At 46.4% G+C, this 15015-nt stretch carries 8 protein-coding genes; all 8 read right to left on the bottom strand.

Going from position 1 to position 15015, the window contains the following annotated elements; translation table 11 throughout:
* Window positions 1–103 precede the first annotated feature (103 nt).
* On the bottom strand, window positions 104–1768 hold the full coding sequence (locus tag A4V03_RS15320) for a BACON domain-containing protein (protein WP_141243584.1): 1665 nt from the start codon (window positions 1766–1768) through the stop codon (window positions 104–106).
* 30 nt (window positions 1769–1798) lie between these two features.
* On the bottom strand, window positions 1799–2959 hold the full coding sequence (locus tag A4V03_RS15315; RefSeq protein WP_065539529.1) for a glycerophosphodiester phosphodiesterase family protein: 1161 nt from the start codon (window positions 2957–2959) through the stop codon (window positions 1799–1801).
* An 11-nt stretch (window positions 2960–2970) separates the two neighbouring features.
* Window positions 2971–4752 carry a RagB/SusD family nutrient uptake outer membrane protein gene (locus A4V03_RS15310; RefSeq protein ID WP_065539528.1) on the bottom strand — a complete coding sequence of 594 codons (1782 nt, stop codon included), beginning with the start codon at window positions 4750–4752 and terminating at the stop codon, window positions 2971–2973.
* Window positions 4753–4765: 13 nt separating this feature from the next.
* Window positions 4766–7990 carry a SusC/RagA family TonB-linked outer membrane protein gene (locus A4V03_RS15305; RefSeq protein WP_089280783.1) on the bottom strand — a complete coding sequence of 1075 codons (3225 nt, stop codon included), beginning with the start codon at window positions 7988–7990 and terminating at the stop codon, window positions 4766–4768.
* A gap of 179 nt (window positions 7991–8169) precedes the next feature.
* Window positions 8170–9114, bottom strand: a complete 945-nt coding sequence (locus A4V03_RS15300; protein ID WP_065539527.1) for a FecR family protein — start codon at window positions 9112–9114, stop codon at window positions 8170–8172.
* A 179-nt stretch (window positions 9115–9293) separates the two neighbouring features.
* Complete coding sequence (locus tag A4V03_RS15295) at window positions 9294–9842, bottom strand: RNA polymerase sigma-70 factor (protein WP_065539526.1); 549 nt, start codon at window positions 9840–9842, stop codon at window positions 9294–9296.
* Between the two features lie 229 nt (window positions 9843–10071).
* Entirely contained in the window at window positions 10072–12918 is a 2847-nt protein-coding gene (locus A4V03_RS15290) for an alpha-galactosidase (protein WP_065539525.1), read from the bottom strand.
* Window positions 12919–12948: 30 nt separating this feature from the next.
* The gene (locus A4V03_RS15285) at window positions 12949–14793 is read right to left on the bottom strand and encodes a glycoside hydrolase family 2 protein (protein WP_065540461.1); all 1845 of its coding nucleotides are present in this window, start codon (window positions 14791–14793) and stop codon (window positions 12949–12951) included.
* Window positions 14794–15015: the final 222 nt, after the last annotated feature.

The following is a 15015-nucleotide window of genomic DNA, read 5'->3' as shown; positions in this document are numbered from 1 at the left end:
TGCTTTAACGATTGTCGGTACGTTTTCTCCTCTCATTAGAAAAGAGGAGAAAACGTAGGGAAGTTATAGCCGGCTGATATTAAGATTGTTCTTCGTTAAACGGTTATTGCAATCCGGTATCATAAGCTCCGGGCAGCATCCTGTTCGGGTTGCGTGGGTTACCTTTGCCGTCAAGACCGAAGGCTTCTTCACCCATCCAGTTCACAAAGTCTTGTCCCAAAGTCGGGATGGAAGCCGGTGTGAATTCTTTGGCTGCTTTCAGAATATCGGCATATTTAGCAAACTGAAGCGTATTTATTGCTGTAGGGTTCCATTGGAAAGCACCGTCTTCATACTTGCCGAGTTTGGCTATCGCTTGGTCAGTATAGGAAGTATCGGTAGTAGCTTGCTGGCTAACTAACCAATTTTGTGTTTTTCCATACAGACACCAACCGCCGGATTTGAAAGAAGCTCCGCTTCCGCTATCTGTCATAGTCAGTCCATCATCCGTATCATTTCCGAATATGGAATTGATAATTACAGCCGATTCGCCACTGGAGACATTAGTTTCGCAACGGAATGCACCGAAATTAGTCCATGTGGTTTCTACCGTTGGATTTTGGGCTATCACGGTAGTGTTGGCAATGAAGAAACTACCACTTCCATTGATTGTTGCATGGTTGCCGTTGCCTTCATTAGTATTATTGCAAATGGTGACATTGTTCATGCAAAGGGCTTTTTTAGCATGAATGGCTACTCCCCACCAGCTTTCGCTTATGTTGTCCGCTATCAATACATTGTTCATAAAGCCGTAGCCGTATCGGTCGCCGTCTACATTTAAATAAATTACTCCGCGCTGGTGGACTACATTATGAGTGATATTTACTTTGTTCAGCCTGAATGCTCCTTCCGTGACAAAGATAGCTGCACCGGAATGGTCGCCCGAGTCTGTACCTCTCACACTGAAATGCTGGATATCGCATTCGGTAAGTTGCAGCAAGGCTGTTTTATGTCTTATCTCGAAAGCACGACCATATCCTTTTTCGGTTTCATTGTAACCGCCATCGAATATACAGTTTTTGAATGTTACTTCTGCATTCTCATTCATTCTGAACATAGAAGTCAGTGCCGAAGGTTTCGTTCCGAAAGTCAGTATGGTCGGGTTGGAAGAGGGGTCCCCTTCCGGAGTGTAGCCGCCTTCGATAGATTTGACTTTCTTGGTGATATTTGTTCCTGCAGTGATATTGAACGTACCTTCACTTAGATAGATGCTGATTTCGGACAAGTCGGTGGCATCTGACAACAGAGTTTCCAGTTCCTTTGCTCCCATGGCGTTTTCCCATGTCCAGCCGTCGCCCGTACCTTTCTTTTCAGGTGTGATAAATAACTTTTCTACTTTGTGTGGTGCGGCAGATTGGTGGAATACGATAGTGTGGACGGGAAGTTTCGGATTTTCGGAACGTACGGTGATTGTTCCCGTACGTTCTTCTTCCACTGTATTTTCCTTTATGATAATTTTGCCTTGCACACAGCCCAGACGCTTGTCGGGAGTGGCATAGAGCCATTCCGCATCAGAAGTGACTTCCCAATTGATATTGGTATATACGTTCATGACATATTCGTGAGCACCGAAGTCCACTTCGTTCAACGAAGGGAATACTACACCATTCGAATTGGTGAACCGGAACCAAGGTGCCAGTTCGCCTTCGTCTTCGTCTTTACAGGCATTCACGCAGAACAACAACATGACGGCTGTCAAGACACTCATATATTTCTTGAATAAATGCATAATCTTTATTTTTAATTGTGTATTCTATGTTTAACGGCGACCGCGTTTCTTTAAAGCGGGTATCATCAGGTCGGGCACGTCGCACTGAATGAAGGCAAGCGACGGATATTCGGCAAGGATAGCATCCAGGTGAGCCTCATTCAGGCTATTCTCCGTAGTGGCCTCATCGTGTACACCCAGATAGTTGATCCAAGGAAAGATTCCTTCCGCAATGTCCGGGTGCAAGTTGGTATCAAAGCCTTTCGAAGGCAAGTAGTCGCCCTGTGAATAGAAGATACCGTCGGGATAGTTGCGGAACGGAACAATATTGCCCGACCATACGCCTACATGTGCATGCGGATTTATTTCCAAAATAGTAGTAATGGTCTGGGGATTGCCGCCGGCATAGAAATAAACGCTTTCTATCATGCCCAGACGTTCCACTTCCTTTACAATATAACTGACAGACGGATTATATTCAATCTTGTCGAGACTGTAGAACACTCGTCCGCGGCCGGCATTTAGGAATTCTTCGAGTGTAGGCAATACATCTGCAGGATTCTCACTGAACTTGCCTGTGTGGCGGTCTATCAGGCGGGTACCTTTGATACGTTCATATTTCACTTTGCGAATATCCACCTTCTCACCGTCATTGCATAAGATATCAAAATCATGGTTAACAACGATTACCCCGTCCGTAGTGCACCAGACATCCGTTTCGATAAAGTCCGTACCGGCTGCAATGGCAGCTTCGACGGCACGCAGGCTGTTGTCGGGAATGGACGTGTCGCTTGTATGAGAACGGTGTGCCGCTACAAACACTTTTTTGTTATCGGGGTCTTTGAGGCATTTCAGTTCTTCGCTTATGCCGGGTTTGGAGCCTACTTCAATATCCTTGGTAGATGTGATGTATCCGTCGGCTTCCATTGTAATGGTATAGTGTCCGGGGCGGGTATAGGTATGGGAAATCTCCATGCCGCTCTTTCCTTCCACTACGGTGCCTTCGCCAAAGTTGACGGTGACTGTGGTTCCCGAAGCCACATTGGTCGTATTAACATGTACGGTTTCGTACAACATGGCATAGTTGCTTACTTTGATGTTTACGGCTTCTGGCGCAGGTTCCAGATTTTTATCATCGCTGCAACTGGGGTTCAAAGCCAGCGCCAGTCCTAAAAGTAGAAAGGAAAACATATTGTATTTGTTTTTATTCATAATCTAAAAAATTAACGTGTGATATCGGGATAACCCGGATTTTGTTTCAGATAAAGATTTTGCTCCAACTGGTCTTGTGAAAGCGGGAAAAGTTCATAATGCGTGTCAGCATCCGCTTTTTTGTCCCACCATGCTTCCTGGAAGCGTCCGAAGCGAATCAAATCGGTGCGTCGGCGGCTTTCGGCAAGGAATTCGCGTCCCCATTCGTCAAGCATTTCGTCCATATTCAGTTTTACACGACCTTCGGGTTCGTAGGCGATATTGTCTCCAAAACTGGAGTAATTGCGTTCCCGTACCTTGTTCAGCAGCGAGCCTGCCGTACGCGCATCTCCTTTACGTAAATAACATTCGGCTTCGGTGTAATACACTTCCGCCAGACGGATTACCGCATGGTCTGATTCTTTATATGCACCGCCTTCGTAGGGATAGAACGGATATTTCACCACGAACAGACCTGAATTGAAATCACCGTTCTCGCATTTCGATTCGCTGTCGCCTGTGATTTGTCCGCTTTCACCGCCTACAAAGAATTGTCCTACCTGGTCGCGCAGGTAGATGGTGTAGCCTTGCGGTGATTTTCCGAATCCCTCGCTTTGTGTGTTGTTGGGAATCTTTCCTTCAAGGAACATCATACCTTCGCGTGTGTTGTTGCTTGTATTCTTATATTGTTTCCAACGCAAGTCACCAGGGTATTTCAGGAATTTCTGCGATACTTGTCCCAACTTGTAATCGAAGAGTTGACGATTGGGGTAAGAGTTGTCGTAGCTGGGAGTGATGCAGTAACGTGGGTTGCGTTCACCGTCTTTCTCGATACCCAGATATGGACCACACTGATAGGGAAGCATACGACCATAGATTGTCTGGCGTGAGTTAACCATGTGATGGCAAGTCGTGGCAAACGAAGCGGTAAATGCAAAAATGACTTCACTGCATGTTTCATTGTTCCAGTCGAACGGGGCATCCCAACGTTCGGCAAGCTCATAATGGCCGAATTCACCTTTGCGGATACGTTCGCAGATTCCGATACAGTCGTCCCAACGGGCTTCGCCAATCCACTTTTCAGCATTCAGATAGAGACGTGCTAACAGTGCGGCGGCAGCTCCCTGAGTGAACTGTCCCTGCATGGGACCGTCGTAGTTTCCGCTACGCGGTGGCAAATTGGTCAGACAGAAATCTTTCAGTTCGCTTTCGATGAACTTGAACAACACCCGTGGTTCCACTTGCTTGCGGTTTTCGGGTTGCATACTTACGCTGGCATCACTTGTGGTGACAAGCAGACAGTTGCGGTAGCAGTTGATGAGTCGCAGGTAGCAGAAAGCGCGCATGCAACGTAACTGAGCTATATAAGAAGCCCATTCGGTGTCGGTAATCTTGAATGTGGCGGGATTGAGTTCGGCAAGGTCGTCAAGAACGAGGTTGCATTGGCCGATGGCCTGATACATCAGCTCCCATTCCGATGTCCATTCGCCGGAACCCGGGTTGTTGTATTGGATGCCGTCATATTGGTGGCGATGGTACATAATCCATTTGCCGCCATCCCACCACCAGTCGCCGCGTACGACAGTAACCAATTGGTCGGCAGGCAGTTCTTCATGTTCGTGCACCTGCCACATGGAATAATAAGTGTGCTCAAAAGGACGAAAAACAGCGTGAATCACATCATCTTTCGTTTGATAATAGTTTTGGCTTGTCACCTGGTCATAAACTTTCTCTTGAAGGTCGGTGCACGATGAAAGTCCGCCACCGGCGGTTGCCAGCAAGCCTATGCCTAGAAATATATGTTTGATTTTCATAATCTTTTTTCAATTAAAAATTAATTTGCAAACCGAAGTTGAACTGGAATGCCGACGGATAATAGGTATAATCACCACCACCGGAGCCGGGAGTCAGGCCGTTCACTTCGAAGTTGGACGGGTCTATACCGCTGAATTCGGTAAATGTATAAAGGTTCTGTGCGGTACCATACACACGGACGCTATCCAGAAACCGTGTCTTCAACGGGAAGGTATAGCCAAGTGTGATATTGTCGATTTTCACATAGTCACCGTTCTCGATGAAGTAGTCTGTCAGCACATTCATACCAGTAGTGATGTGTGCGTTTTTGCCGTACGCCTCTTTTATCAGGTTGCTCTGCATGGATTGCAGCCCGAAGTAAAATTCGTGCACATTGAAGAGCTGGAAGCCGAATGCGCCACGCAACGAGATGGATGCATCCAGATTTTTCCATTTGAAAGAATGGGTAGTAGAAGCTGTGAATTTGGGCAGGCCGTTGCCTGTAATGGCTTTGTCATCTTCCTTGGCTTCACCGACAGGGATTACTTCGTTGTTTTTGTTATAAACCAACCAGTTGCCGTCATCGCTGACACCTGCATAACGCCAAGTGAAAAAGTTACCTACACGTTCGCCTTCTTCGATGCGTTGCAGATATCCCGGATTATTGGGGCTGACCATTTGACAGGTTGAATAGTATTTCTGTCCTTTGAATACATCATTGGAGAAGCTGGCAAATTTATTATTGTTTGTGGCTCCTACGAGTGTGAAACTGTAATTGAAATCTTTGGAGCGTACGGCGTTCACTGTCACGTCGAACTCAAAACCGGTATTCTTCATGGTTCCCACATTGGTGAAGATGGTGGCGAACAGACTGGGGGGAACCGAAGTCTGGTAGTCGCCCAGCAAATCTTCCTGTTTGCGGATGAAATAGTTGAACGAACCCGTCACGCGGTTGTTGAACAAACTGAAATCAAGACCGATGTTCTGGTTTTTGGCTTTCTCCCAACGCAGGTCGGGGTTCGTGTTTTTGCCTGGTCCCCATACATGGAAAGCTGTATTATTATAGGAGTAGTAACCGAAAGAGGAATAGGTGGAAAGTGACTTGTAACTATCAAAATCTTGATTACCGGTTACACCAAAGTCATAACGTAACTTCAAGTCGTCGATCCATTTTACATTCTTCATGAAACTCTCATCGGAAATACGCCATCCTGCCGAGATAGAAGGGAAGTTTCCCCATTTATGGTTTTTACCGAAACGTGTTGAACCTTCGTGACGAATAGCTGCCGACATCATATAACGACCTTTCCAGTCATAGTTCACACGACCGAAAAAAGAGATAAGTTTAGAATCGTTTTTGTACGAACCCATCTCCGTTTTACCAGCTTCGGCGGCATACGTACCTTGTGCGAGATTGTGGTAGAGCAAGGCGTCAGTGGCAAAATCTTTGTTGGCTGCATTGAATCCTTCGGCTACGACGTAATTGTAAGAGTAGCCTACCATGCCACGCACATTGTGGTGCTTGGCGAAAGTGGCGGAGAAATTCGTAACCCATTCAAAATTGTTGGTCATAGCTTTATAATATGCCCGCGATGCTTCACCTTTCCGATTGTTCTGTATCATCCACGTGCAGGTGGACGGCGAGTAACTACCATGTATTTCGTCATCATGTCGTTGGGCGAAAGTGACCTGCGATTTCAGCAGAAGGTTGTTTTGGTTGTTGGGCAGGAAAAGCGGCAGAAGGTTGATGCCGGCGGTGGCATTCCATTCGATGCGGCGTGTAGTCTGGTCGCGGGAAACGACACGCAGATCTTCTACGATATTCTCCGTGCTTGTGCCTAATGGCAAGTGAAAATAGCCGTTGGTTGTGGTTTCGTCATATACAGGTACGGTAGGATTGTTTCTCAATGCCACTTGATAGTTGTAATATTTTCCCTTTTTTTGGTCGATGATGCGGGGAGCTACGGTGCTTGAAAAGTAGAACAGACCGTCTTTAGTGGTTAGGTTGGCAGTGGCACGCATTCCGTATTCCCTGCGTTTTTGGTTGATGAGGATACCTTCAGCATCCCGGTAGTCTGCCGTTACGCGGTAATTGTTTTGCGCTCCGCCGCCCGAGAAAGTAAGCGAGTGCATGTGGGTAATACCTGTATGGGTGATGGCATCAAGCCAATTGGTGTTTCCACCGTAGTCGTTGCCCGGATTTTGTTCGCAACGGTATTTACGATATTCGTCGGCACTAAGTGGTTCCAATTCCCACGGCTTTGCTTCCGTGATGGTAAGCGAACCGTTGTAGGTGACGTGTACTTGATTGTCACGTGCTCCTTTTTTCAGGTTGATGAGGATTACACCGTTTGAGCCGCGTGTACCATATATGGCAGATGCCGCACCGTCTTTTAGTACATCCATGGATTCGATATCATTGGGGTTGATATTCGCCAGGTCGCCGCCCGGTATACCGTCTACTACGATGAGCGGACCCAGTCCTGCGCTACGGGATGATACACCACGAATCTGAATACTACCGTGCTGGTCGGGGTCGGCGGAATTTATATTTGATACGGACACACTGGATACTTTTCCTTGCAATAACATAGATGCATCCATTGTAGGCATCTGATTCAGATCTTTGGCACCGATGTGCGAGATGGCAGAAGTCATCTCTTTCCGTTTAATAGTACCGTAACCTACTACAATCACCTCTTCCAATACTGCATTTTCTTCTTCCAACACAATTTTCAGTGTGTTTTTTTCTCCTACCGCAATTTCCTGCTTCTTGTATCCGATATAGGATACTTGCAGTTGCGTGTTCTTCGGAACGTCCATAGTGAATTTACCATCCATATCGGTAATTGTTCCCTTGCCGGTTGCCGTTGATGTCACTGTGGCGCCAATAACAGGTTCACCGTTTGCATCGGTGATTACGCCTCTTACGGTTTTCGTCGGTTGTTTACTGCTTTTTTTTACGGTCAGTACGATGTTGTTTCCGTTCTGGGTGTAAGAAACCTGTGTGCCTGCAAATAATGTATTCAGTACTTGCGAAACCGGTTTGTTGTTTACTTTCAACGTAACTTTACGCTTTACGTCGATTTGCGCTTTGTCATAGACGAACAGGTATTTCGTCTGTTTCTCAATCTTTGAAAGGATTGTTTGAATGGAACTTTGTTCTTCATGAAGTGTAACTGTCTTATTTTGTGCAAAAACAGTCATATTTAATATAAAAAACATTATTCCACACAGAAGAGCTATTTTTTTATTCATAACTTTGTATGTTTTAATAAGTTGTGTAATATAACGAGTTCATTCTCCGTTGGGTAACGAGGGAAGTATGCACGACTTTTACGGTCGGATAGTGTTGGAGCACTTCTGGCCGTTTTTTAGTTAAATAAACGGGATCTTTGTTTTTCATAATGAATAGGGTTAACTGAAAGAGTAATAATTTATCGGATAATGACGGTCTGTTCATCGTCACTCCATTCGTATTCAAACCGGTGGATTCGTTGCAGGATTTCCAGAATATGTTTCAAACCGTCTTCCTGCCGGAATTTACAGGTACATTTATATTGTAGTATTTGGGGGTTACGGACATCAAAGTCTACCTTATAATATTCTTTCATTTGCCGGAAGATGGAAGCATAGTCCGTGTCTTCGAAGTAATAAATACCTTCAATCCATAACAGCGATTCTGCTTTGTCGAAGGGAACTTTTATCAATTGTCCGCCGTCGGATATCTTCGCTTCTTCGTCGGGAGAGAGACGGAGAGTGGTGGCGTTTTGCTTGTCACTCACGTCGACCGCTCCTTCATACAGTTTGACGGAAAAATCGTTCCGGTCTTTATAGGCAAATATGCTGAACTTTGTTCCTAACACTTGCACTTCATGAGAACCTGTCTGTACTACGAACGGCAGGTGCTTGTTCGGCGTTACTTCAAAGTAAGCCTCACCATTCAGGCGGACACGGCGCAGGTCTTTTCCTTTTTGGCTTTCTATGTGCAGGGTTGTATTGGAGTTGAGCCATATTCTTGTTCCATCGTTTAGGGTGATTTCCGTACGTTGTCCTACAGGGACGTGGATATCGCGTGCAGCTAACAATTCTGCCTGGTTTTCGGAAAGATGCTGTGTGTATAGCCATGTTCCGCCTGCAAAAAGACAGATAAACGCTACGGCTGCCGCTATTTGCATCCATATTCTCCGGTTGGTGGAGCGTGACGAATGAATAGATAGGGGTATATTCTCTTCGTTGCATAAGGTTGCATCAAAAATCCGGCGCAGATATTTGTATTCTTCCAAATGTGCCGGGTCTTCTTCCAACCATCGGAGCATTTTGATACGTTCTTCGGGAGAGGTTTCTCCCCGTAGATATTTAAGAATTACATTTCGTTCCATAGCATTATTTTATTGCTGTTCTATATAATAGTCGCATAAAAAAGCAATAACCCTAGCGGAATAATGAATTTTTTTCAAAAAAGATTAAGAAATTTATTGGGGCTGTATAGTAGTTAAGAAGAAAAAGCAATGAATATACGTATTTTGCAAGGGAGAGTGGGAGAGACAGGAAACAGGGATTAAAGCAGTACGTCCAGAAGAGGATAGAAATCTTTGAGGTCTATCCGTAGCTTTTTCAGTGCTTTTGTAATGTGGTATTCCACTCCTTTTACTCCAATGCCCAGTTCCCGGGCAATCTCTTCATTGGTTTTATGAGCGAAACGACTGAGCATGAAGACAGTTTGGGTTTGGCTGTGCATTGTTTTCAATGATTCTTTTAATATACTCTGTATGTCCATGCTGTATAGCTCCTGGGGATTGCACTCTTCCAAAGTAGATATGCGCATTTCCAATTCGCGCATGCTGTCTTTTTCGAGAACGGAGTGGATTTTAAGCTTGAAGGTTTCCCTACGGAAATATTGTAGTATTTTATTGCGGATAGTGCCTATCAGAAAGGGTAATGTCGCACCTATTTCTTCCGCATTACAGAGTTTTTCCCATAACACAATCATGGCTTCGGCAACGATGTCTTCAGCTTGTACTATATCATGGGTATAAGACCGGGCGAACAGTAAACACTTTCGGTAATATAGTTTATATGCTTCGTCAAATATTTGTTCTTCGCTCATGTTACAATTTTATGTTTTTCTGTACAAAATAAAGGATTAATGGACTAAATTCCAAAGATATTATCCGTAAAATAATGACATGAAAGAATATTTATACGATAAATATTGATTGCTGATTCAATTGTGTTTGGTGGGTTTAAACTGAAATTTTCTATTCATATACCTGTAGTTTCTCATTGTGTGGAAACTACAGGTATAAATAATGGAAGGGCGAAGAGTCGGGGAGCCATTAGAGAACTCTATATATTGCTTCCGCTATCTTCTTCATGCCTTCGTCATCGGGATGGGCGATGATGAAATCTTTGGTTACAGTATATGGCTTTCCGTGTATGTCATAAAGAGTGTCTCCGACTTTCGGGCGTGAATCATACAAGCGGTCTATCCAGTCAATCGGAATATAAGTGAGTCCATGCATATGCGCAGCGTTAATGATGGCACGCTCTTTTTCATCATCCTTCCAGAAACAACCGGTGATGACTATTTTGTTTGCTTTCCGCTTGCAATATTCCACCAGTTGGAGGATACCTGATTTGAATGCTTCTTTATCTTGTACGTTTTCTCCCAAGCGGACAACGATCACATCCTTGTCTGTAGCATGAGCACCAATCAGCGAGTCGATACTGCAATTCAAGTTGCGTTCCCAATAGGCGATGTTCAGTGGGGTAACCACTGTGCCAGGACGGTTTTGCGAGAGCATCTTCTCCAATTGGTGGCAATAGTCGTTTTCTTCTTTGGATGCTGCCATGCCCCATTCGGAGAACCATTCGATGTCTGCTTTATATTCGTGGCGGGTGATAGAGTTGCCTAAGCAAAGAACACGCAACGGAGGGCATTGTGCTATCCGGTTGTCGGAAGACGAGGGAGTTACTTCTTCCAGATAAAGCACGCGGCTGGCATATTCGTTTTGTTTCGAAGGTTCCACTCTGTGGGTAGAGGGAATTTCCAGTCCGTTGTCATTCAGATATGCACCGCTGAAACTTTTACCTTCAAATTTCAAAGGTTCAGTGTCGATGCGGTTCAGCTCATGCACTTTATAATATTTGTTTGGAGCAAGTCCTGCCATCTTCACCCGTGGCAAGTGCTGGTTGCAGAAATGTTCTGTTTTCCACCAGTAGAATACGGCTTTGTCCTTTTCCGGCGATACATACATCAGCGAAGCTGCGCCCTGTTTGTCATACGGAGAAAGTAAACGGTAAATATCTCCGAACTGTACGATGGGGCGTATCGTCTTGTATTCGGTAATGGCGTTTCTGCACAATGCCTTTTCCTCTTCCGTCATATCCTTGGGCTGTATTTCCATACCTAAGCGTCCGCTCATCGCTACATCAATACGGAACTTCAACGGAACGGAACGCGATGTCTGATGGTTAGGGCTTGCGCTGATGTGCGCCCCCATGCCGATGGCGGGGAAGAAATAGGAAGTGCCCCATTGGATGTAGATACGCTGAAGTGCATCCGTATTGTCGCTTGTCCAGAATTCGTCGAAGTAGGGAAGTATGCCGTAGTTGACACGTCCGCCACCGCTGGCACAAGCCTGCATCGTCAGTTGCGGATGGCTGGTGCGAATGCGTTGGCACACGTTCTCAAAGCCCCGATGGTATTCGATGTTCAGGTGGCTTTGGTTGTCCTTGGTCAGGTATTGCGAACCTTGGGTGATGATGGACATATTGGCATCCCACTTGATATAATCAATGTCGGGATAGGAATTCATCAGTTCGTCCGCTGTCTGTACGATAAAATCCTGCACTTGCGGGTTGGAGAGGTCGAGTACGACTTGTGTGCCGCCGCGGGCGCATACCACTTCCCGTTCGGGTGCCTTGATAATCCATTCGGGGTGCTTTTCGTACAGTTCGCTTTTGGTATTGGCCATTTCCGGTTCCAGCCAGATGCCGAACCGTATGCCGTGTTTCCGGGCGTTGTCAAGTAATGATTGCAGTCCGCCGGGGAGTTTGGTCTTGTCTACGGTCCAGTCGCCTAAGGCATAAGAGTCGTTTTTGCGCGGATATTTGTCGCCGAACCAACCGTCGTCCATTACAAACAGTTCGCCTCCCATGGCAGCGATGTCACCCATCATCTGGTCCATGCCCTGTTCGTTGATGTCGAAATAGACGCCTTCCCAACTGTTCAGCAGAATTTTGCGGGGAGTGTTCCCGTTGGCAAGTTTATGCAGCCGTGCCCATTGATGGAATTTCCGGCTGCATCCGCTCATCCCTTCGTCGCTGTAGGTCAGTGCCAATGCGGGGGTGCGGAACACTTCTTCTTTTTTCAGGTTGTACCAGGAGTTTTCTTCGTTGATGCCGGCGAGGAAATGGTGCCAGTCGTCTTCTTGCGTGTCAATGCGCAGTTTGTAGTTGCCGCTGTAGCAAAGTGCCGCACCGATGACGCGTCCCGTGTTCTCCTGCGGTTTGCCGTCGAGCGAGAACATCACTTCTGCGTGCGCCGATTGGGAGTTGCGTACTCCGTCCGTGTTTTTGATGACTTTCATACCCGGTTGCAACGCTTCCTGGCAGAGTTGTCCTTCGTTTGCCCAGGCACCGGAAAGATGTGCCAGCCAGACATTGCCACGGCGGACAGGCAAGTAGGCAGAAGCAAACTGCTGAAGTTGGACAGGCTTCTTCTCTTCGTGACGGATTTCAGTCCATGTTTCGATGACATCCGCATCCTGCCATGCTTTGTAGCAGATGTTGACGAAGAAAGGATACACTTTGTCTTTCAGTTCTATCACCGTCAAAGTGGCGTTTTCTTCTGTAAGGCGTGTTTCTTTTACGCCTATGACTGCCATTTGAAGTGTCAGGTTACCGTCGGCATGGCGGACGGACAATGCCGTTTCACATGGATACCCCATTCCGTAGACGGGATAAGCATTTCTCCCGCGTGCTGTTTCGCAAATGCTTCGGATATCCGCATCAGAGGTGCGTGAGCCGTAATACAGTTGTTCCGGTGTACCGCCGTTTGGTGCCGAGAGGAGTAACTGTGTATGGGGAGTGGATATGGTGACATTCTGCGCTGGCAGAAGTGTAGACAACAGCCAGACGGAAATTAGGAAAAACAGATTTCTTTTATTTATAATTGTCATAATAGCAAATTAAGTGTTTTTTAATGTTTACTAATGGGAACTTTTTGCAGGAGACGGATTATCCAGGCAACGGCAAACTTCACTGTTGACTTTCTGTAATGCATCCGCATTCATTTTCACTACTTTGCGGTCGTAGGTCATCAGTCCGTTGATTTCCGATTCCACATCGGTGGTTTGGGTATATACGGCACCGCATAGTCCCAATGCCGACAGTTCCTTGAGACGGTTGGCGTACTTCAGGTACTCTTCCGTTGCTTCTTCTTTGCCTTTCAGGTCGCCGTATCCCCAGTTACGGTCTTCGTTCCACAGATGTCCTTTCAGCGCCATGCCGATTCCGCCGAACTCACCGATTACATTCACCCGGTCGGCATCGAAGAGGAACATGACGGGTTCCGGATAACTGTGCAGGTCGAGAATATCCCCGCAAGGGAAATAATTGCCGCCACTGGCGGGATTCACCGGGCGCGTCGGGTCATATTTCTTGGTCCAGTCAGCTATTTCTACGGATTTGAATTGTCCCATCGCTTCGTTGAACGGTGTCCATACGCCAATGCAGGGATAAGAATAGAGACAATCCATCACCTCTTTCCACTCTTTCCGGTAGATGGCTTCCGATTCCGAAGTGCGTACCATCTCCGGACCATAGTAGAACTGCTTATATTGCCAATCCTGATTCTTGTCGCCGTTGGGCATATCCTGCCATACCATCATTCCCAGACGGTCGCAATGCGCATACCAACGTGCCGGTTCCACTTTCAGGTGCTTGCGTATCATGTTGAATCCGAGTTCCTTGGTCTTTTCGATGTCGTAGCACAAGGCTTCGTCCGTCGGTGCTGTATACAGTCCGTCGGGCCACCAGCCCTGGTCGAGCGGACCGAAGTGGAAGATGTCTTTGTTGTTCAGTTGCAGGCGCATGTACCCTTTCTCGTCTCTTCGTGTGGAGAATTTCCGCATGGCGGTGTAGCTTTTCACTTTGTCCTGCAATTTGCCGTCGGCATAGAATGAGATTTCCAAGTCATAAAGCGAAGGGGAGTCCGGAGACCATAATTTGCAATCTGCCGGCATCGGTATTTCTACGGAAGTATGGTTCAGTGCACTGCCGGAGGCGATGACTTTGTTGTCGTCAAGCACTTTCACTTCTATCCGGTCGTTGGCTTTGGGGTTGTTCACTGTTGTTTCCACCATCAGTTTGCCACCATCTATGTCGGGAGTCGTCCGGATGTTTTCTATGGCACGTTCGGGGACAGGTTCCAGCCATACGGTCTGCCAGATGCCGCTCACCGGTGTATACCAGATATGTCCGGGGTTGCTTACCTGCTTGCCGCGTGCCTGTTTGCCTTTGTCCGTCGGGTCCCATACCCGCACCACTACTTCATTGTCTCCTTTTTTCAGCGCTTGTGTGATGTCGAATGCAAAAGGAGTGAATCCGCCGCAGTGTTCACCGAGTTTGGTTCCGTTCACCCATACGGTGGTTTTCCAGTCTACCGCTCCGAAATTCAGCAATACCCGTTGCCCTTTCCAACGGGAAGGCACGGAAAAGGTGCGCCGATACCATAACTCGTTGTTCTCTCCCAATTCTTTTCCTACACCGGAAAGTGCGGATTCTACGGCGAAGGGTACCAGAATCTCACCGTCATACGTCTTCGGCATTGCTTTGCCCGACGGAAGAATGGCATACTGCCAAAGTCCGTTCAGGTTTACCCACTCCGTACGTTCCATCAAAGGACGCGGGTATTCGGGTAATATGTTACTTACGTCTACTTGTGCTGCCCATTCTGTAACGATTCTGTTACCGGCAGGTTTCCATTGGGCATAAGAGTCGGTGCAACACACCAACATGATTAACACCCCATAGATGTACGAATACTTCGCCATCCCTTTCATTACTATTTTCATACAGACCAATATTTATGTGTTTTTTTTAATTGTTTTTCATGTTCACTTTGCAAAAGTGTTAAATCTCCGGATGAATAAAGGCTAAAATTTTGCCTATTAAGGCTAAAATTCTGCCTGCAAGGAATAAAATCCTGTTAGAATGCGGATATTTGCTTTTTTTATACTTCCTTTGTCGCAGTTTTTAGCCTTAAAGTTCATTTT

Source organism: Bacteroides caecimuris, assembly GCF_001688725.2.
GTDB classification, from domain to species: Bacteria; Bacteroidota; Bacteroidia; order Bacteroidales; family Bacteroidaceae; genus Bacteroides; species Bacteroides caecimuris.
This window is presented reverse-complemented; position numbering and strand designations above follow the sequence as displayed.